This window comes from Rhodanobacter sp. G1 (assembly GCF_055397855.1).
In genome coordinates, this window is the sequence record NZ_AP039674.1 from 1,012,594 (window position 1) to 1,031,626 (window position 19,033).

Annotated in this window: 17 protein-coding genes; 12 read left to right on the forward strand and 5 right to left on the reverse strand. The window is 64.4% G+C overall.

What is annotated here, in order from left to right:
- From ACZ5Z2_RS04560 to ACZ5Z2_RS04615, 12 genes are read left to right on the forward strand one after another with little or no spacing between them, the layout of a single operon-like run.
- Positions 1-447, forward strand: a complete 447-nt coding sequence (locus ACZ5Z2_RS04560) for a hypothetical protein (RefSeq protein WP_464760777.1) — start codon at positions 1-3, stop codon at positions 445-447.
- Positions 444-1,094 carry a FliH/SctL family protein gene (locus ACZ5Z2_RS04565; protein WP_464760778.1) on the forward strand — a complete coding sequence of 217 codons (651 nt, stop codon included), beginning with the start codon at positions 444-446 and terminating at the stop codon, positions 1,092-1,094. The genes ACZ5Z2_RS04560 and ACZ5Z2_RS04565 overlap by 4 nt, the downstream gene beginning before the upstream one ends.
- Positions 1,091-2,431, forward strand: coding sequence for a FliI/YscN family ATPase (locus ACZ5Z2_RS04570; RefSeq protein ID WP_464760779.1), 1,341 nt, complete (start codon positions 1,091-1,093; stop codon positions 2,429-2,431). Before ACZ5Z2_RS04565 ends, ACZ5Z2_RS04570 begins: the two co-directional genes overlap by 4 nt.
- Positions 2,428-2,880: a hypothetical protein gene (locus tag ACZ5Z2_RS04575; protein ID WP_464760780.1), complete on the forward strand. Its 453-nt coding sequence runs from the start codon at positions 2,428-2,430 to the stop codon at positions 2,878-2,880. Before ACZ5Z2_RS04570 ends, ACZ5Z2_RS04575 begins: the two co-directional genes overlap by 4 nt.
- Positions 2,877-3,698 carry a hypothetical protein gene (locus ACZ5Z2_RS04580; RefSeq protein WP_464760781.1) on the forward strand — a complete coding sequence of 274 codons (822 nt, stop codon included), beginning with the start codon at positions 2,877-2,879 and terminating at the stop codon, positions 3,696-3,698. The genes ACZ5Z2_RS04575 and ACZ5Z2_RS04580 overlap by 4 nt, the downstream gene beginning before the upstream one ends.
- 11 nt (positions 3,699-3,709) lie before the next feature.
- Positions 3,710-4,129: a flagellar hook assembly protein FlgD gene (locus tag ACZ5Z2_RS04585; RefSeq protein ID WP_464760782.1), complete on the forward strand. Its 420-nt coding sequence runs from the start codon at positions 3,710-3,712 to the stop codon at positions 4,127-4,129.
- Positions 4,130-4,139: 10 nt separating this feature from the next.
- Positions 4,140-5,330: a flagellar hook-basal body complex protein gene (locus tag ACZ5Z2_RS04590; RefSeq protein ID WP_464760783.1), complete on the forward strand. Its 1,191-nt coding sequence runs from the start codon at positions 4,140-4,142 to the stop codon at positions 5,328-5,330.
- 3 nt (positions 5,331-5,333) lie between these two features.
- Positions 5,334-6,113: a hypothetical protein gene (locus tag ACZ5Z2_RS04595; protein WP_464760784.1), complete on the forward strand. Its 780-nt coding sequence runs from the start codon at positions 5,334-5,336 to the stop codon at positions 6,111-6,113.
- On the forward strand, positions 6,110-6,415 hold the full coding sequence (locus ACZ5Z2_RS04600) for a FliM/FliN family flagellar motor switch protein (RefSeq protein WP_464760785.1): 306 nt from the start codon (positions 6,110-6,112) through the stop codon (positions 6,413-6,415). The genes ACZ5Z2_RS04595 and ACZ5Z2_RS04600 overlap by 4 nt, the downstream gene beginning before the upstream one ends.
- A gap of 2 nt (positions 6,416-6,417) precedes the next feature.
- Positions 6,418-6,807, forward strand: a complete 390-nt coding sequence (locus ACZ5Z2_RS04605) for a hypothetical protein (RefSeq protein ID WP_464760786.1) — start codon at positions 6,418-6,420, stop codon at positions 6,805-6,807.
- Positions 6,804-7,547, forward strand: coding sequence for a flagellar type III secretion system pore protein FliP (gene fliP, locus ACZ5Z2_RS04610; protein ID WP_464760787.1), 744 nt, complete (start codon positions 6,804-6,806; stop codon positions 7,545-7,547). The genes ACZ5Z2_RS04605 and fliP overlap by 4 nt, the downstream gene beginning before the upstream one ends.
- Before the next feature lie 36 nt (positions 7,548-7,583).
- Positions 7,584-8,264: a sigma-70 family RNA polymerase sigma factor gene (locus ACZ5Z2_RS04615; protein ID WP_464761662.1), complete on the forward strand. Its 681-nt coding sequence runs from the start codon at positions 7,584-7,586 to the stop codon at positions 8,262-8,264.
- A 120-nt stretch (positions 8,265-8,384) separates the two neighbouring features.
- On the opposite strand, the gene ACZ5Z2_RS04620 is transcribed toward ACZ5Z2_RS04615, so the two are convergent.
- The 5 genes from ACZ5Z2_RS04620 to ACZ5Z2_RS04640 form a co-directional block, all read right to left on the reverse strand.
- The gene (locus tag ACZ5Z2_RS04620; protein ID WP_464760788.1) at positions 8,385-12,011 is read right to left on the reverse strand and encodes a putative Ig domain-containing protein; all 3,627 of its coding nucleotides are present in this window, start codon (positions 12,009-12,011) and stop codon (positions 8,385-8,387) included.
- A 19-nt stretch (positions 12,012-12,030) separates the two neighbouring features.
- Positions 12,031-12,336, reverse strand: a complete 306-nt coding sequence (locus tag ACZ5Z2_RS04625) for a hypothetical protein (RefSeq protein WP_464760789.1) — start codon at positions 12,334-12,336, stop codon at positions 12,031-12,033.
- Between the two features lie 211 nt (positions 12,337-12,547).
- Positions 12,548-12,961 carry an Imm70 family immunity protein gene (locus tag ACZ5Z2_RS04630; protein ID WP_464760790.1) on the reverse strand — a complete coding sequence of 138 codons (414 nt, stop codon included), beginning with the start codon at positions 12,959-12,961 and terminating at the stop codon, positions 12,548-12,550.
- A 723-nt stretch (positions 12,962-13,684) separates the two neighbouring features.
- Entirely contained in the window at positions 13,685-14,356 is a 672-nt protein-coding gene (locus tag ACZ5Z2_RS04635) for a hypothetical protein (protein WP_464760791.1), read from the reverse strand.
- Positions 14,357-14,364: 8 nt separating this feature from the next.
- Positions 14,365-18,954, reverse strand: coding sequence for a putative Ig domain-containing protein (locus tag ACZ5Z2_RS04640; RefSeq protein ID WP_464760792.1), 4,590 nt, complete (start codon positions 18,952-18,954; stop codon positions 14,365-14,367).
- Positions 18,955-19,033 lie beyond the last annotated feature (79 nt).

The following is a 19,033-nucleotide window of genomic DNA, read 5'->3' on the forward strand; positions in this document are numbered from 1 at the left end:
ATGGGCATGCGCAAGGCAGCACTTGCGTTGGCTGCCATGCACTCCGCGGACAGGCGCTGGATGCTGGGGAAGTTGCCCGGCGCCGCGCGCGGCGCCCTGGACGCGCTGGTCGACGAAGCCAAGCGGCATACCGTGCTCGACGCGGATCTTCTGCGTGCCGTACTGGCGGACGAACCGGTGCACTTGGCCAGGGATCTGCCGCCGCCGGATGTGCTGATCGTGATCCTGGATCGCCTTTCCGCGGCGTGGACTGCCAGGATTCTGGCGGCGACGGCCATGGATCATGCGGAGATCTATCTGTCTGCTTGCGCGCCGCTGCGCGCAAAGGCGATCCGCGACGAGATGAGCCGCTTGCCTCCCCGGTTTCCGCCGTCCTTGGCGGACGCTCTCTCCGCCCACCTCTGCGAGGTTGCCGTGGAAGTGCGGATGACGGGGAGCGGTCGATGATTCGCCGCCTCCAGCATGCGGATGTGTCGGAGGCTACGGTGCGCCGTTGCGTGCCGGGAAGCCGCGCGGCGCCTTCGGACAGTCCCGGCGTCGATGCAAACGTGGGCGTCGATGCGGAAGCCTACCGGCAGGGTTATGCCGAAGGCTTCGAGGCCGGCGAGCAGGACGGCAAGCGCGAGGCTGTTCGATTCCACGAGGTGTGGGAGTGCGAAACCAGGCAGCGCCTGGAGGACGAAGCAGCCGCCATCGCGGAGGAAAAGGAAGCATTGATCCGGCTGAACGAGGGATTGCACGCGGCCCTTCGCGATCAGGCCGAAGCCATGCAGGAACTGGCGTTTGAATTGGCTCTCGCGGGCATGGCCCGCGCGTTCGGCTCCATGCAGGGCGATGGGGAACTGCTTCGCCGCCTGTGCGCGCAGATGGCGGAGGAATATCGCGTGCGCGCCGAAAAGCTGCTGGTATCGCCGGCCGATCGCGCCTCACTGCCGGATGACTTTGGCGGCTTGGCCGTCCATGCGGAACCTGAGCTGCGCGTGGGCGAATGCCGCATCGAGATGGCGCGCGGCCTGGTGGAAAGCTCGATCGGCGCGCGTCTCGACGCGATACACGATGCCATGCTGGCATCGCTCGGGATCGAACGGCCATGAATACGGCCGCCGCGTACGAGCGCTACCGGCAATCGCTGGCGAACCAGCCCATGGCCCAGGAGTACGGCCATCTCCTGGGATTCAATGGCCTGGTCGTCGAGGCGGACGGCCCGGACGCGCGTATCGGCGAACTGTGTGAGATCGACGCGCCGGCTCTTGGGCGGGGAATCAGCGCCGAGGTCGTCGGTTTCCGGGATGGCCGAACCTTGCTGATGCCGTTCGGCCACCTTCGCGGCATCGCCGCCGGGGCGCGCATCCGCGGACTGGGGCGCAGCCTGCGCGTGCCGGTGGCGAAGGCCATGATCGGGCGCGTGCTCGATGCCTTCGGGGAGCCGCTCGACGGCGGCCATGCCATCGTGCCGGAATGCTGGCGCGAGATTCAGTCCGCTTCCATCAACCCGTTGCGCCGCGCACCGCTGGACGAGGTGCTGGAGACAGGCGTTCGCGCCATCGACGGCGTGATGCCGATCGCCAAGGGGCAGCGCGTCGGCGTTTTCGCCGGCAGCGGCGTAGGCAAGAGCACCCTGCTCGGCATGATGGCGCGCCACGTGAAAGCCGATGTCGTGGTGGTCGCCATGGTCGGCGAGCGAGGCCGCGAAGTCGGCGATTTCCTGCAGGAGTCGCTCGGCGCGGAAGGCCTTCGCAAGTCGGTGATGATGGTGGCCACGGCCGACCAGTCCGCACTGGTGAGGACGCATGCCGTGCATGCCGCCCATGCCGTGGCCGAGTATTTCCGCGATCTGGGCAAAGACGTCCTGCTCATCGTCGATTCGATCACGCGCTTCGCGATGGCGCAGCGCGAGGTGGGCCTGGCCGTGGGCGAGCCGCCCACGTCGCGCGGCTATCCGCCATCGGTATTCAATCTTCTCCCGCAAATATTGGAGCGCGGCGGGCGCATGCGCGACGGCGGATCCATTTCGGCGATCTACAGCGTGCTGGTCGAAGGCGACGACATGAACGAACCGGTCGCCGACCACATGCGCGCGATCCTCGATGGCCACGTAGTGCTCTCGCGCGACCTGGCCAGCCGAGGGCAGTTGCCGGCGATCGACCTGCTTTCAAGCGTCAGCCGCCTGCTCACGCGCGTTGCCGATGCGGATCAGCAGCAGCTCGTGCGGCGAGTCAAGACGCTCATGTCGACTTACGAGGGTTCGCGCGACCTCGTGGACATGGGGGCCTACCAACCTGGCACGAATCCCGCACTGGACGAAGCGATCGCCGCCCATCCGCATCTGGTCGACTGCCTGCGCCAGGGGCCGGCCCAGTCGTCGAGCATGCGGGAGACCCTGGCGGGCCTGCAGAAGGCCTTGTCGATGGCGCAAGGAGAGCGCGCATGACGGATCGCAAGAAACGGGCATACACCACGCTTCTCCGCATGGCGAAGGTCAAGGAGGTGCGCGCCGATGTCGCCCTGGCGCAGGCTTCCACTGCGGAGGCGGAACAACGCCGCCATGTCGACCAGGTGTCGGCCGCGCGCAATGCAGTGGCCGCGGCGAGCCATGCGTGTACCGGCGAAGGAGTGCGCCTGGATCTTGGGCGCTACGAGATGCTTGCGCTTCTCGACATGGCCTTGGCGGACAAGCATGCAGCCGCGTCGCAACGCCTGGATGAGGCAAGCCGGACGCGCAAGGAGCGCGCATCGGAAAACGTGCTGGCGAAACGCTACCGCGAACGCGTGGGGGAGAAGCTGGACGACGTCCGTTCCACGCTGATGCGCGAGCGGCTGGCGAAGACGCAAGAGGAGATGGTCGAGCTCTGGATCGGCCACACGGGAGAGGCGCCATGACTGCCATCGTCGGCATCGCGGCCAAGGAACTGCCTCGGCACGAGCATGGGCAGCCGAAGCCTTCCAAGGATTTTTCCCAAGAGCTGTCCAAGCAGCATGTGCCGTCGCACGACGATGTCAAGGCGCCGATCGGCGACGAAAAGGCCGAGCTTCACGAAGCCACGGTTTCCGAGAGCTCGAAACCCGATGTGTCGCTGGAACTCTTTCACGTGGAGATGCTCGATCAGGTTCGTGCTGTTCCTGTGGATCAGCTTTCCGAGGCCATGCAGCCGCTGGATCGCGCAACGGCACAACCCGTAGGTGTGACGGAGGCATTGCTGGGCGCCCGTGTTTTCGGGTGGCATGCCCTGGCCCAGTCCTATCTTTCCGAATTGGCGGCTTTCGACGTCGTGCCGGCGGGGGACATGCCGCCGGCGGAAGCCCCGGTGTCGCTGATGCCTATGGGATCCCGTGCTCCGGTGGGAACGATCGAGGAGGCGCCTGCAGCGATTGAGGCGCCTGCCACGGCGCAAGCGTCAGCAGCGTCCCCTGATGCGGAACAGGCGCCCGAAGCCGGGAGTGCGGGCGATCCTGTCGACGCCAGTGCCCCGAGCATGGCGGTCATGGCTTCCGCGGATTGCTGGGCGGAGCGTTCGCTGCGTTTCACTCGCCAGTCCGATGGGCAGGGTGTGGCATGGCTGCGTGACTACCGCCTCGATCCGGACAAGGCGGGTCAGGTGGTGCGGCTGGTGCTGCAGGAGGCCAGGACGAAAGGCTTCACGCTGGACAGGATCATGTTGAACGGTCGCGAAGCCTGGTCTTCGCGTGGTCAGGTTTGAGGAGGAACACCATGACGGTTGCAGCCATTGGCAGTCAGTTGAACACCGCCGATCCTTCGGGCATGCCCAACTCGGGCATCAACGAGCAGGATTTCATCCAATTGTTCGTCAACGAGCTGAAGTTCCAGGATCCGATGCAGCCACTGGACAACAGCCAGTTCCTGACCCAGCTCGCCCAGTTCGTGAGCATCGAGCAGCAAAGCGAAGAAGTGGGCGGCATCGACAACCTGTTGACGCTCAATTCCTCCGATCAGACCCTCGCCCTGCTGTCGCACACCGTGCAGGTCGCCAATGCCGACGGCTCGACGACCGTGGGCAAGGTGACTGGCATCCAGTACGGCACCAGCGGTGTTCAATTAACCGTGACGACGACGTCCAACAAGGTGGTGACCGGCGTCGATCTCTCCCAGATCCAGCTTGTTACGCCATAAGGGGAAAACCATGGCCAGCGGCATCATGCAGGCGCTTTACAACAGCGTGTCGGGTCTCTTCGGGTTCTCGCAGAGCCTCAATACGATCAGCAACAACATCAGCAACATGAATACGCCGGGATTCCGCGGCGAGGATTCCTTCTTCGAGAACGTCATGGATGGCGACGGCACACGGGTGGCCGGCGCGGGGCAGGATCTGAGCGAAGGCCAGATCGAACAAACCAGCACGGGGACGGACGTCGCCATCCAGGGCGATGGCCTGTTCATCCTCAAGGATCCCAGCGGCAATCTTTACTACACCCGCTCGGGCCAGTTCGAGTTCAATTCCTCGGGACAGTTGGTCGATTCGGTCAACAAGTACCTGGTGCAGGGTTACGACGCGTCCGGCAACTTCGGAGACATCAACATCAGCAGTCTGAAGACGTTGCCTGCCCAGGCCACGTCCACCGTGAACATGACGGGAAACCTTTCCCCGAGCGATCCCACCGATTCGGTCAGCGACGTCACGATCTACGATGTGCAGGGCAACGCGCACACGTTGACGCTCACGCTGAAGAACAACAATTCATCGGCGACCACAGGCACTCCGTCCACCACGACCAGTTGGGCCGTGACCATCGCCGACAGCTCCGGCAATACGCTCGGCAGCGGCACGATCAGTTTCGGCCAGGACGGCACACCCGTGTCTGGATCGAACCAGATAAGCATGACGGCAACGCTTGGCGGCAAATCACAGACCGTGCTGTTCAATTTCGGCACACCGGGTGGACTGAGCGGTGCAACGGGACTCAGCGGCGTGGCGTCCAGCCTCTCGGCACAAGTGACGGACGGCCATGCCGTGGTGGGTCTGACGACGGAAGCTTTCGACACCAAGGGCGTTCTGCAGCTTACGTACGCCGACGGCTCGACCAAGGCCGGGCCGCAATTGGCGCTCACCACGTTCCCGGACGAGAGTTCAATGCAGGAGATCCAGGGAAACCTGTACCTGCCGCCGCAGAACCAGACCGTGCAGACCGGCCGGGCCGGTTCGGCGGGTTTCGGAACGATCCAGGGCAGCAGCCTTGAAATGTCCAATGTCGATCTCACGCAGGAGCTTGCCGACATGATCGTCCTGCAGCGGGGCTATCAGGCCAGCTCGCGCGTGATGACCGTTTCCAGCGACATGCTGCAGCAGCTCTACAGCGCCGTGCAAGGTAATTGACGCATGGCCAGGGAGATCCATTTCGGCTGGATTGGGGCTTCGCGCCGATCGGCCTTGCGAGTCTTGCTTGCCGATCTCGGCAACGAATGGGGAAGGGCATGGTGGCTGACTTCCGCGTTCGACGACATCGACCTAAGCGATGCCACCGATGCGCCGGAATATGCGGAGCGGGGCACACCCCTGGTGGCATCCGGCGAGGAGGGCTCCGTCGTCATGAGTCTCGGCGACACGAGCGTCGGATCCATCGGACGATGCCTTGCGGCAACCACGGATGACCAGGGCGGGGGGCTGGCACGGCGCATCGGCGAGAAGGCCCTGTCCGACCTGGCGATCCGGATACAACGCCGTGCAGGGTGCCGCAAACCGCTGGAACCGGCGCCGGCCGAAATGCCCACGAGCGTCAAGGATGCGCGGTTGGGGGCCTTCGCCTTCGACATGTCCCTCGGGCCGTTGTCGTGGCGCGTCGCCGTCGATCGCCGTATCGCGGACGGGCTCGTTGCGCCAGGCAGGAATCGCGGCGCTCCCTTGTCGCCGCGGCGCGATGCGCTCGCACGCGTTCCCGTGAGCGTACGGGCCGTGATGGATTTTGGATCAGTGGATCTGGCTCATCTGGCCGGCCTGCGCGTCGGCGAGATTCTGGTCGGAGAACACAAGTTGGAGGATGCCCTTCAGGTTCACCTGGAGGGGCAGGGCATCGTCGCCAAGGGTCATCTGCGACGGTCGGGAGAACGGCGGGCCATCACGCTCGCCAGCGCAAACATGCAGGACAGGCACACGTCATGAACGATATCGTCGTTGAACCCATTGAACTGGAAGAAGCCAGCCATGCCCCTGCGGAAGGCGAGCCGCTGATCAAGCGCAACCTGGCCTTGCTTGGCCACGTCAACGTGCGGCTGGACGTGATGCTCGGCTCGGCGCGGATCGACGTGGAAAGGCTTTTCTCCCTTTCCAGCGGAGACACGATCGCACTGGATGCCGATCTCGACGCGCCGGTCACCCTGCAGCTCGATGGCAAACCCATCGCACGCGGACAACTGATGGCGATCGACGATTGCTTCGGACTGAAGATCACAGAGATCCTGTGACCATGCACGCCTGGATGACGTTGGCCTGGCAACAAGCCAAGGCGGCTGCCTTGGCGCCTTCGCCGGATATCCCGTACCGGACAGCCGCGCCGGTCTCAACCGGCACGTTCGCCTTCGCCTTGCTGGCTACGGTTCTCCTGCTGGTTGTGCTGGTCGGCGGCCTGCTCTTTGCGCGCAAGCGCGGATGGATCGCCGCCCCTACCAAAAAGCGGAGCAGTACCCAGACCGAAAGCATCGAATTGATCGCCTCGCGCAGGTTGAGCATTGCCACGACGGCACACCTGGTGGTTTGCCGGGGCCAGTCATACTTGGTCGTCGAAAGCCTCCGTGGCTCGTCCGCCACGCTGCTGCCGCTGAGTGAACAAGGGACGGGTGGCGAGGTGACGCCATGAGCCGCCGCATTCCCTTGCTCCTCACGATCGCGTTCGTCGGCCTGTGCTTTCCGCTGATCGGCCGGTGTGCCGACCCCATCCAGGACGTCATCGCGCAAGCAGCCAGCGAGGATTACTCGCCGATCCTGCGCTCCTTCCTGCTGCTCTCGCTGCTTTCCTTCATTCCCCTGATGGTGATAGCGCTGACCTCGTTCACGCGCATCATCGTCGTGCTCTCGCTGGTTCGCAGCGCGCTGGGCTTGCAGCAGACGCCGCCCAACAGCGTGTTGATCACGCTGGCGATGTTCCTCACCCTGTTCTCGATGAACCCGGTGTTCCAGAGCGCCAAGCAGGCCGGCCTCGACCCCTACCTGCACAAGGAAATACCGGCCCAGGTCGCCGTGGGCAGGGCGTTCCAGCCGTTCAAGCTGTTCATGATCCGGCAGACGCGCGAGGAGGATCTGCTGGCCGTGGTGAACATGGCCAAGGTGCCGCGGCCGAAATCCGTGCAGGACATCAACGCCCTGCAGTTGATCCCGGCCTTCATGCTGAGCGAGCTTCGCACGGCTTTCCAGATCGGCTTCGTCATCTTCCTGCCGTTCCTGCTGATCGACCTGGTGGTGTCGGCCATCCTGATGGCGCTTGGCATGATCATGCTGCCTCCCACGACAGTGAGCCTGCCGCTGAAGATCCTGCTGTTCCTGCTCATCAACGGTTGGACCCTGTTGGCCCAGGCGTTGCTGAGCGGATACCACACCTGAGCCGGGAGAGGCCGTACCTTGGAAGGCCAGGAGGGCATGCTGTGGCAGCGTTGGCAACAGGGGCGCGACCCACGGGCGCGCGATGCCCTCATCCTCCATTATTCGCCGTGGGCGCGAACGGTGGCACGGGACGTGTACATGCGCGTCTACCTGATCCGCGATGCATGGAACGACTGCGCGCAGAACGCCTTGCTCGGCTTGATCGAAGCCATCGAGCGCTTCGATCCGTCGCGAGGCGTGCCTTTCCAGCCCTATGCGCGCCATCGTGTCCGCGGCGCCGTTTTCGACGGAGTGCGCGCACTGCGCACGGGTACGATATTCGCCAGTGGCCATGCCGGCGACATGGTGGTGCGGGAGCGCGTGGAATCCATGCAGGAAGATGGCCCGGCGGATCCTCTGGAGGCTTTCGTCGCCACGACCGTTGGATTGGGGCTGGGATTCCTGCTGGACATGCAGTCCATGCCCGATCCGTCCCAATCCGCCGAAGGCTACGCGGAGCTGGAGAAAGCTGAATTGAACGCAGCGGTGAGCGAGGAGATGGAACGGCTGCCAGAGCGTGAGCGCCTGATTCTCCAGTTGCACTACCACCACCAGATTCCCTTCGTGGATATCGCCGGGCAAATGTCCTTGACCAAGGGGCGTATTTCACAGCTTCACAAGCGTGCACTCGAGCGGCTGCGCGTCGGACTGCGCGAGCGCATCTTGTTGGAATGCTGAGCGCGGACGGGGATGGCGACATGCGGCTTGGTTCTGCCATCACACTGCTGCACTACGACCAGTTCAAGAGCTTTCGTGCTGCAAGTCCCTTGGTTGATCTGCTTAATCGTCTCCGTTCCCTTATGCGGAAGGCGCCCACCTGCTGGCCGTTGACGTAGGCGTAGTGGGTGTTGCCGGCGCCGCCCTGGGCCTGGAACGCCCCGTTGCTGTTCTGGCCGTCGCGTCGTAGGCGAAGATGCGCACGGTGTCGGCGAGGGTGCCGCTGCTCAGCGTCACGTGCTGCACGATGGCGTCGTAGTCGCTGGTGTCGGTGGCCGGGAGATAGTTGGTGTTGCTGCTGGTGCCGCTGGTGGCCTGCTCCAGGTAGCCGTCCTTCTTGAGGTAGCTCACCGTGTAGCTTGCCCCGAAGCCGCCCGTGCTCGTGCCCGGCGCCGGGTTCTGCGTGTAGCTGTACGCCGTCACGTTCCCTGCATGGTCGAACGCCGTGTAGTCGGTGACCGAGCCTACGGCCAGCGGGCCGTCGCTGCTCAGGCTGGGCACCGCGTCCTGGCCGCCGTCGGGCAGCGTGCCGTCGTTGGCGTAGCGGTTGGCGATGGCCAGCCAGTCGCGGTCGGGAGCGCGGTAGCTCACCTGCGCGGTGACCTGGCCGTCGGCGTCGTAGCCGCTGACCTCGCCCGTCGCCAGCCAGCCGCCGGTGGGCACGTAGACCCACCCCTTCGGCAGGTCGGTGGTGCCGTATACCGCCTGCTCCGCGTCGCTGCGCAGGTAGGTGTTGTCGCTCAGCCGGTGGCCGTCCGCGTCGTAGGTATCGTGATCCTGCGCGCCCAGGCTGCCCTCGTGCTGGGTCAGGTCGATCGCGTAGTCGCTCTCGGTCAGTTCGTTGCGCGTGTCGTACACCAGGCGCTGGCTCATCACGTCGCCGGCCGCGTAGGTTTTCTGGTGGGCCAGTACGCCGGTGGTGTAGGTGCTGGCGTTCACGGTGGTGCGGGAGGCCACGTTGCCCGCCGCGTCGTACTGGTTCGCGTAGGACGGATCCGCGTAGCTGCCCGCCGTCACCACGATCTGGCCGTCCTGCAGCGCGCCGTTGTTCACCACCACCCGGTTGTCCGCGTCGTAGGTGAACCAGTAGCTCTGGATGTCCGGCGCCGGTGCCGGCGCGGCGGCTGCCTGGACGGTGGCCGCCGTGCGCATCTGGGTTTGCAGCCGCACGGCCTGGGTGCCGCCGCCCGTGCCCACGAAGTACAGGTCGAAGCTCACGCTCACCGACTTGCCGTCCACCGGATCGGTGGCCGTCAGCACCATCGTTCCGTAGTTGTGGTCGTTCTTGATCTTGGGCAGCGCGGCCGTGCTCAGCATGCCGGTCGTACTGTTGAAGGTCACCGTCGCGGGGTACGACCCGGACAGCGCATACGTCAACGCGCGCCCGGTCGGGTTGGTGAAGGCCCCCGCGGGCGGCGCCCAGCTGTTGGATCGCCCGTAGTAGAAGTCCACCTCCGACGGCACGCCGCCGTGGTACACCGGAGGCTGGTCGACCGGCGCACTCACTGTGAGCGTGAAGGTGGCCGAGGTGGAGGCCCCCTGGCTGTCGGTGGCCGTGTAGGTGATGGTCGAGGTGCCGGTGGCCGTGGGCGTGCCGCTGAACGTGCGCGTGGCGGGGTCGAAAGCGATCCCCGCCGGCAGGCCCGTGGCGCGGTAGGTGATCGCGTCGCCGTTGGGGTCGGTGGCTGCCGGCGCCACGTAGGCGGTCATCGCCGTGCCGCTGACCGCTGTCTGGTTCGCCAGGGCGCCGAGCACCGGCGCCTCGTTGGCCACGGTCACCGTGAAGGCCGCGCTGCCCGCATGGCCCAGCCCGTCCGTCGCCGTGACCTTGATCGTGTAGCTCCCCGCCGCCACCGCGCCCACATCGAGTGAGGTGCCGCTCCACGTCAGGCCGCTCGGCAAGGCCGCCCCGCTGGACAGCGTGGCCGTATAGGTCAGGCCGTGGCCGTAGGGATCGCTGAAGGTGGTGCCCTGCACGACGGCCACCCAGCCTTGCCCCGGGTTGGCCGACACGTTGGACAGCGCCTGCTGCGGGGCCGGCGGCGCGAAGTCGTTGGTCAGCGTGAAGGTGCCGGCGACCGAACCGGCCTGGCCGTTCGTGGCGATGATCTCGATCTGGTAGCTGCTGTCGTTCTGGTAGGAGCCGCTGCCTATGCTGGAGGTCTGGTAGCTCAGCGTGGTCGGCACGCCGGTGATCGCGCCCGTGGCGGCGTTGATGCTCAGCCCCACGTTGCTCAAGTCCACCCAGTGCGCCGGCACGTCGCGGCTGCTGGTGTCGGTGCCGCCGTTCACCGGGTAGTCCAATTGGTGATCCGGCACCAGCACCTGTGCGCTGTAGGTCAGCGCGCCGCCATCGGGTTCGGTGAAGGCACCCGAGGGCAGCGCGAGGTTCAGCGACGAGCCGCCGATGACGCCGGTCTGGTTGGCTAGGGTGCCGTGGTACACCGGCGCCGGCTGCACGTACTGGGCCACGCTGACGGTAAAGATGGCCTGGGCCGTCTGCCCCTGGGGGTTGGTCGCCTTCACGTACAGGGTGAAGCTCTGCCCCACGGCGCTGGTGGGCGGCGTGCCGCTGAAGGTGAGCGTGCCGGCGTTGAAGCTCATCCAGCTCGGCAGCGCGCTGTCGGTTTCCGTGCTGCCGCTGGTGGTGTACGAGCCGGCGCTGAAGGTCAGCGCGTCGCCGTCCGCTTCGCTGAAGTCGCCGGCGGCGAAGGCGAAGCTGAAGGAGCGCCCGCCGTAGGTGGTCTGGTTGCCCACCCCGCCGACGTAGGACGGCGGCGTGGGGGCCACGGTCAGGGTGAAGGATTCCGAGACGCTGCCGCCGCCGTTGGCGGCGGTGGCCGTCACCTGCAGGCTGTAGCTGCCGATGCTGCCGGCCGGCGGCGTACCGTTGAAGGTGAGTGTGGCGGCGTTGAAGCTCAGCCATGACGGCAGCGTGCCAGTCCAGGCGGAGCCGTTGTAATAGCTGGCGCTGTAGGTGATGGCCGCGCCGTTGGCGTCCGTGGCGCCCGGTACGGTGAAGCTCAGGGCGCCGTGCACGCTGCCGCTCTGGTTGGCCGGGCTGCCGGTGAAGGCCGGCAAGGCGGTGCCCACGGTCAGGGTGAACGTGGTGCTGCCGGTGTGCCCCAGTCCATCCGTGGCCGTCACCTTGATCGCATAGCTGCCCGCGGCGACCGTGCCCACGTTGATGCCTGTGCCGCTCCACGACAGGCCGCTGGGCAGCGCGCTGCCGTTGGCGAGCGTGGCGCTGTAGGTCAGGCCGTGCCCGTAGGGATCGCTGAAGGTGTTGGCCTGCACGACAGCCAGCAGGCCCGATTGCGGCTTCACCGAAGGGTTGGCCAGTGGATTGGCCAGCGCGGGCGGCGCGAAGCTGTTGGTCAGCGTGAAGGTGCCGGCGACCGAACCGGCCTGGCCGTTCGTGGCGACGATCTCGATCTGGTAGCTGCTGTCGTTCTGGTAGGTGCCGCTGCCCACGCTGGAGGTCTGGTAGCTCAGGGTGGTCGGCACGCCGGTGATCGCGCCCGTGGCGGCGTTGATGCCCAGGCCCACGCTGCTCAAGTCCACCCAGTGCGCCGGCACGTCGCGGCTGCTGGTGTCGGTGCCGCCGTTCACCGGGTAGTCCAATTGGTGATCCGGCACCAGCACCTGTGCGCTGTAGGTCAGCGCGCCGCCATCGCATCGGCGATGCGATTTTTCAACGGTTGCCACCCTGGCAGAGCGCAGCGTCTTACTCCTTGTCGAACCCGTGGCGCAGGCGCCACACCACGCGGCTCCAGAAGCCTGACGGTGGCGGGTATTCCGTCATGTCGTCGTCGTCATGCAGCGTGACCCCAGTCAACCCCCACCGACTCGCCATGCGCATGAACTGTGCTGCTTTCTTTTCGCCAAGGAACAGCGTGTAGCTCTTGCCTGCGCGCAGACGCTCGATCACCTTCATTACGTCCGGGGTATCGCCACACTCCCTGTGGAACCAACGGCCGAAGCCGTCGATATCCACTTCGGACGAACAGCCGCGAACAACGACGTAGCTCATGATTCGATACCCTTCGCCGCCGCACGAGAAGTTGCGCCACGGCCTGTGCCAAAAATTTGTCTCTGGCACTTTTTAGGAACTGTACAAATCGTCCATTTCGGACGACGATCACTTCAGAGAAAGAACCGTACCGGGGGCACGGGAGGGTCATTCGGACAGCTGACGGCACAACGGCACAGCGTCGGCACGACCAACACAGTCCCTTCCGGGCTTACTGGAATAGGATTGGGATATCTCGCTGAACTCCCTTTTCAGCCAACCCTCGCAATCGATCCACCAAGGGCTCGCCATCTACGTCAAAGAAGCAGTCAAGCAGGTTTTTGGGCTTCAAGCCAAGTGCCGTCGCAACCTTCTTCTTCCATGCTGAGTTGAACTCCACAGGTGGCAGTTCACGCAAGGCCTTTCCTATCAAGTCGAGTTCAACAATAAGCTGCGAGGACTCCTCGGAAGACCACTCGCCATCGCTGTCGTGATGTTCCACTAGCGTAGGGCACTGGCTTCCACGGTTGCCATTTTCCACAGCAGCAACAACTGCGTCCCTGAAAAAGTTGAAGTCCGCGTATGAACCGATTTCGACGCCATCTATTTCTTCAGCACCGTCAAACGCGCATAGGTAGAGGCCCATCAGTAGTTCTCCCTAACCATGGACTTGCCGCACTTAATCATGAGATCAGTCAGTGAATCATCGAACACACATGCCTCTGGAACACGTAAAACAAGCTGCATCCCTTTATCCAATGCCTTAAATGCAAGCAATCGTATCTGGTACGTCGCTCTAAGCCTCGAAACATTCTTGACAAGATACATCCTGTTGAATGCCTCTGCATCAGGCATCGCACTCCGAGCAACTTGATGCTTTGTGAACTTAAATTCCATAACGCACCTCAATACGGCAAAGGTTGAACGGACACACCCCATCTGGTGAGGTAGTTCTGGAAAGTAGGATTCACTGGTCGGCTCGTATAGATAGTCAGCGGAGTGTCGTTAACAAGCGCCCCGTAGGTCTGCAGCCTAAGCTGGTAGGAAGAGTCCAACGTACTGAAACCTGTTTTGATCTCGGCAAGGCCATCTTCATTCAAGCCATCGTAGATCGTGCCTACGAGATCGCCACTTGTCGTGTACTGGGGCTCTCCGACGATCACTCGGAACGCCGCACTGTTTACCTGATCGGGTGTTGGAGTAAAAGGAACCTTCCCTGTTGAATTCAACGCTGCTAGCTGCTGAGCCTCAGCAGCTTGGCCACTGACCAACTGTGGCGGAGAACCCGATGCACCTGCTGCCGCATCGACTGTCGTGTTTGGAACACTTACCTAAGAGCAAGGTCACTTATGCGCGCCTGAAGCAAGCCTCAACTAATTATATTCGGCTTATTCGGCTCAATATTTTTTAAATATTTAACCAGCAAATCAAAGCGTTTTGAATAAAAACCATTGTTATCAACCGCCATAACGTCACCATAAAAAGAAACAAGCCGATCGTAATCTTTGCGATTAGTTAACCTGGCAATGATTATTCCTGTTGAGCAGCGAAACCACGCGAGACCACCACGAAGTTTAGGAACTCGTAAAGATGGATCGTCGTTGAGTGCGCTATCTACATTCTTGATATTCGACCAATTGCTAAAGTACGGCAGTGCAATATTTTCAAAAGAGGCAATCACTTCCCTTGCAATCGACTCCAGCTCCGTATCCGATTCGAGAATAAACTCACAACCTCTAGCCGTTTCTCCCAAAATGATTCCCAGCGGAGCTCCGACCGTGACCGTATCCTTTTGATATTTTGCCTCAAAGCCCGACACGTGATGAAAAATATCCTCTACGGTGTCAAAGCGAACGCCAGCATTGGGTTGAATACGCCATCCTGGTTTACCATCGAGAAAAACCAGCTGGAATACATCAACTCGATCGGCGTGCTTTCGCAGGAAGCTTTCCCTGCTTCCTTGCCGTTTAAAGCCACGCTCCGCCAGTTGAGGAACGAGCAATTCAAGCAACATTTTTTTAATGTTATTCACGTTTTTCATTTCATACCTTAAAAATCACCGGGCCTCAAGACCTTCACAGCAGTAGGTGGAATCTGCGTTCCTGCCGGATACAACGCGCCACCATTGCCACCTACTATCTGACCACCGTTCTGCTGAATAAGCGGATAGCCCGTGGTCTGATTTGGTGTGAATCCAGCCGTTGGAGAGGATTTGAACTCAGTTAACAACAGGTTACCGCTATCATCCGTACCCACTCCATCTACTCGAACAAAATAGTCAGCCAGAGAACCATCGTCGTTATATGGCCGAATAGCAACTTGCGATACAACATCATTCTGAACGCCTTCAAGATACGTCAGTCCTGCTTGTTCGAAAACGCGCCCTTGAACGGCATTTTGCAGAATATTCGAAGTTGATCCAGCATCTACGCTACTTGGAACATCCAACGCCGTGTCCATGATACCAGCGCCCGGCCTGACGCCAGAGAGGTCGCTCCCCACGGCACCCAACTGGCTGTTGCTTGTCAGCGCACCATAGCCATCCCCCGACCCGACAAACCGCAAGTCACCCAACTGGTCGATCACGCCACTCAGGCCACCGATCAGTTCCGGTGCCTTGCTCGCCAGCGACACCGCACCTTCACCCAGGGTTGCCACCGTGAAGACGGTATCCAGCCCCTGGGCGCCGCCCGCTTGGTCGGCATTGCTGTAATCAAACACCATGGGCAATTGCGGAGTCGGTGCACTGTCGATCGCATCCGCCAATCCCGATTCGCCTTGCGACCACGCATAGGCGCCCAAGCCTTTTTGCGCCAGCAAGACAAGGCCATTGGCCGTCTGTGGCAGCAGGTTCACCACCGCCTTGCCCGCGCCGATCAGGCCCTGGCCCAGCATCCCCAGTTGGGCTGATTCGATTTGGGAAATGCGGGCATTGATCTGGGCCTGGTGTTGCCGGTCGGCAGCCTCTTCCAGCTTGATCCGGGCTTGCTCGCGCTCGTCCTGGAAGAACTCGGCCTCGGTCTTGCTGCCACTGTTGAACAGCCATTCGTCATAGGACGAATAAGTGGGATCGACCCAGCTACTCGTGGGGGTGACGTGTATCTCGCCGAGTTGTTTGATGTTGTCCGGCGCGGTCGCCGGCGCAGTCGCCGGATCGTAGTCGGCCGCATGCCATTCCGTCACCGTACCGTCGTCACTGGCCGGGCTCGCCTGGCCACTGACCGGATTCGCCACCGCGGATCCGATGGAGGCGAGCTCGCCAGGGTCGTCCATGACATCCAGCGTCTGCGGCCCGAGTTGGATCTGCGGCTTCTCGGGCTCCACCGGAATCGGTGGCAGCGCGCTGGCGGCGTTGATGCCGGCGATAGCCGCATTGCCCAACGCATTGCCGAACGCATCCTCGGTGATGCCCGCCCAGCTGTTGGTCTGCCGCTCACCCAACGCCTCGGCCGTGAGCTTGTCCACGCCACCGCTCAACAAGCCGCCGGCGAGGTCGCCCTGCATGGAGCCGCTGCTCAGACCCATGTGCTGCTCGATGCCGTCCGGCTCGCCGGCGTAGTTCGTGACCGCGCTGGAGGCCGCCGTGGCCACCACGTCCGCCCACTGGAAGTGCGTCGCCTGCCCGGTGACCTTGGCGGCGGCGATGCCGGTGCCGTAGCTGCCCACGCCTTCGATGGCCGCGCCGAGCGGGGTCAGCGCATGCATCGTCTGTCCCGCCGTCTCGCTGGTGGTCGCCAACGAGGTATTGCCGCTGCCGGCCAGCGCGCCGCCCAACTCCGAGCCGACCGCCGCCGTCAGCCCGCCTTCCAGCATCTGCCCGAGCGAGAAGCCGTGGCTCACGCCCAGGGCGTCGCCGGTCAGCTGGCCTGCGGCGCTGCCGGCCATGCCGCCCACGAGGGCCGCTCCCGCCAGTTCGGTGGCGCCGAGGCCGGCGGTCACCCCCGCCGCGACGCCGGTCATGGCACCCACACCCGCCGACATGGCGGCACCGAAGCTGAAGGCCTCGCCGCTCAGCGCCAAGGCCGCGGCACCCGCCGTGAAGATGCTCGCCACCACGATGACGGCGATCACCACGATCTCCGCGATCGGGTTGCACCCGGCGCTGCTCGGTGGCGGCGGCGGTGCCGCCGGCAGGTTGGGCGTGGTGCTGCCCACGATCTGGCCCGGGTCGTACGGCTTGAACGTGTTGGCCGTGTTCGCCTCCGTGCGCACCGTCGGGATCGTCAGGGCCTGGCCCGCCACCAGATCCGCGTCACCGTTCGCCAGCCCGTTCGCCTCCGCGATCAGGTAGCCGTACTGGCTGTCGCCGTATTGCGCCTGCGCGATCCCGGCCAGCGTGTCGCCCTGCTGCACCACGTACTGGCCCGGCTCGCCGCTGGTGAAGTCCGTGCTGGATCCCGGGCCGCCGATGTCGCCCGCCTCGTCCAGCGTGCTCAGCGCCTGGCCGTTCGCGTACACGTAGTGGTCGCTCGCGTTGCCGCCCGTGCCGCTGAACGTGCCCCCGCTCACCGTGCCCTTGCGCTGCGTCAGGATCTCCCCGTCGCCGTCGTAGCCGTACACCCGCACCGTGTTCTGCGCCGCGCCGCTGTTGTCCTGGCTCGTCTGCGCCACCGCGATGCGCTGCCCAAACGCATCGTAGTCGCTGGTATCCGTGGCTGGCACGTAGCCGGACACCGACGGCGTGCCGCTCGTCGACTGCTCCAGGTAGCCGTCCTTCTTGAGGTAGCTCACCGTGTAGCTTGCCCCGAAGCCGCCCGTGCTCGTGCCCGGCGCCGGGTTCTGCGTGTAGCTGTACGCCGTCACGTTCCCTGCATGGTCGAACGCCGTGTAGTCGGTGACCGAGCCTACGGCCAGCGGGCCGTCGCTGCTCAGGCTGGGCACCGCGTCCTGGCCGCCGTCGGGCAGCGTGCCGTCGTTGGCGTAGCGGTTGGCGATGGCCAGCCAGTCGCGGTCGGGAGCGCGGTAGCTCACCTGCGCGGTGACCTGGCCGTCGGCGTCGTAGCCGCTGACCTCACCCGTCGCCAGCCAGCCGCCGGTGGGCACGTAGACCCACCCCTTCGGCAGGTCGGTGGTGCCGTATACCGCCTGCTCCGCGTCGCTGCGCAGGTAGGTGTTGTCGCTCAGCCGGTGGCCGTCCGCGTCGTAGGTATCGTGATCCTGCGCGCCCAGGCTGCCCTCGTGCTGGGTCAGGTCGATCGCGTAGTCGCTCTCGGTCAGTTCGTTGCGCGTGTCGTACACCAGGCGCTGGCTCATCACGTCGCCGGCCGCGTAGGTTTTCTGGTGGGCCAGTACGCCGGTGGTGTAGGTGCTGGCGTTCACGGTGGTGCGGGAGGCCACGTTGCCCGCCGCGTCGTACTGGTTCGCGTAGGACGGATCCGCGTAGCTGCCCGCCGTCACCACGATCTGGCCGTCCTGCAGCGCGCCGTTGTTCACCACCACCCGGTTGTCCGCGTCGTAGGTGAACCAGTAGCTCTGGATGTCCGGCGCCGGTGCCGGCGCGGCGGCTGCCTGGACGGTGGCCGCCGTGCGCATCTGGGTTTGCAGCCGCACGGCCTGGGTGCCGCCGCCCGTGCCCACGAAGTACAGGTCGAAGCTCACGCTCACCGACTTGCCGTCCACCGGATCGGTGGCCGTCAGCACCATCGTTCCGTAGTTGTGGTCGTTCTTGATCTTGGGCAGCGCGGCCGTGCTCAGCATGCCGGTCGTACTGTTGAAGGTCACCGTCGCGGGGTACGACCCGGACAGCGCATACGTCAACGCGCGCCCGGTCGGGTTGGTGAAGGCCCCCGCGGGCGGCGCCCAGCTGTTGGATCGCCCGTAGTAGAAGTCCACCTCCGACGGCACGCCGCCGTGGTACACCGGAGGCTGGTCGACCGGCGCACTCACCGTGAGCGTGAAGGTGGCCGAGGTGGAGGCACCCTGGCTGTCGGTGGCCGTGTAGGTGATGGTCGAGGTGCCGGTGGCCGTGGGCGTGCCGCTGAACGTGCGCGTGGCGGGGTCGAAAGCGATCCCCGCCGGCAGGCCCGTGGCGCGGTAGGTGATCGCGTCGCCGTTGGGGTCGGTGGCTGCCGGCGCCACGTAGGCGGTCATCGCCGTGCCGCTGACCGCTGTCTGGTTCGCCAGGGCGCCGAGCACCGGCGCCTCGTTGGCCACGGTCACCGTGAAGGCCGCGCTGCCCGCATGGCCCAGCCCGTCCGTCGCCGTGACCTTGATCGTGTAGCTCCCCGCCGCCACCGCGCCCACATCGAGTGAGGTGCCGCTCCACGTCAGGCCGCTCGGCAAGGCCGCCCCGCTGGACAGCGTGGCCGTATAGGTCAGGCCGTGGCCGTAGGGATCGCTGAAGGTGGTGCCCTGCACGACGGCCACCCAGCCTTGCCCCGGGTTGGCCGACACGTTGGACAGCGCCTGCTGCGGGGCCGGCGGCGCGAAGTCGTTGGTCAGCGTGAAGGTGCCGGCGACCGAACCGGCCTGGCCGTTCGTGGCGATGATCTCGATCTGGTAGCTGCTGTCGTTCTGGTAGGTGCCGCTGCCCACGCTGGAGGTCTGGTAGCTCAGGGTGGTGGGTACGCCGGTGATCGCGCCCGTGGCGGCGTTGATGCTCAGGCCCACGCTGCTCAAGTCCACCCAGTGCGCCGGCACGTCGCGGCTGCTGGTGTCCGTGCCGCCGTCGCATCGGCGATGCGATTTTTCAACGGTGGCTACCCTGGCAGAGCGCAGC

Coding starts and splice junctions, on each gene's coding strand:
- ACZ5Z2_RS04560 (WP_464760777.1), top strand. CDS start 1: ATGGGCATGCGCAAGGCAGCACTTGCGTTGGCTGCCATGCACTCCGCG.
- ACZ5Z2_RS04565 (WP_464760778.1), top strand. CDS start 444: ATGATTCGCCGCCTCCAGCATGCGGATGTGTCGGAGGCTACGGTGCGC.
- ACZ5Z2_RS04570 (WP_464760779.1), top strand. CDS start 1,091: ATGAATACGGCCGCCGCGTACGAGCGCTACCGGCAATCGCTGGCGAAC.
- ACZ5Z2_RS04575 (WP_464760780.1), top strand. CDS start 2,428: ATGACGGATCGCAAGAAACGGGCATACACCACGCTTCTCCGCATGGCG.
- ACZ5Z2_RS04580 (WP_464760781.1), top strand. CDS start 2,877: ATGACTGCCATCGTCGGCATCGCGGCCAAGGAACTGCCTCGGCACGAG.
- ACZ5Z2_RS04585 (WP_464760782.1), top strand. CDS start 3,710: ATGACGGTTGCAGCCATTGGCAGTCAGTTGAACACCGCCGATCCTTCG.
- ACZ5Z2_RS04590 (WP_464760783.1), top strand. CDS start 4,140: ATGGCCAGCGGCATCATGCAGGCGCTTTACAACAGCGTGTCGGGTCTC.
- ACZ5Z2_RS04595 (WP_464760784.1), top strand. CDS start 5,334: ATGGCCAGGGAGATCCATTTCGGCTGGATTGGGGCTTCGCGCCGATCG.
- ACZ5Z2_RS04600 (WP_464760785.1), top strand. CDS start 6,110: ATGAACGATATCGTCGTTGAACCCATTGAACTGGAAGAAGCCAGCCAT.
- ACZ5Z2_RS04605 (WP_464760786.1), top strand. CDS start 6,418: ATGCACGCCTGGATGACGTTGGCCTGGCAACAAGCCAAGGCGGCTGCC.
- fliP (WP_464760787.1), top strand. CDS start 6,804: ATGAGCCGCCGCATTCCCTTGCTCCTCACGATCGCGTTCGTCGGCCTG.
- ACZ5Z2_RS04615 (WP_464761662.1), top strand. CDS start 7,584: ATGCTGTGGCAGCGTTGGCAACAGGGGCGCGACCCACGGGCGCGCGAT.
- ACZ5Z2_RS04625 (WP_464760789.1), bottom strand. CDS start 12,336: ATGAGCTACGTCGTTGTTCGCGGCTGTTCGTCCGAAGTGGATATCGAC.
- ACZ5Z2_RS04630 (WP_464760790.1), bottom strand. CDS start 12,961: ATGGGCCTCTACCTATGCGCGTTTGACGGTGCTGAAGAAATAGATGGC.
- ACZ5Z2_RS04635 (WP_464760791.1), bottom strand. CDS start 14,356: ATGAAAAACGTGAATAACATTAAAAAAATGTTGCTTGAATTGCTCGTT.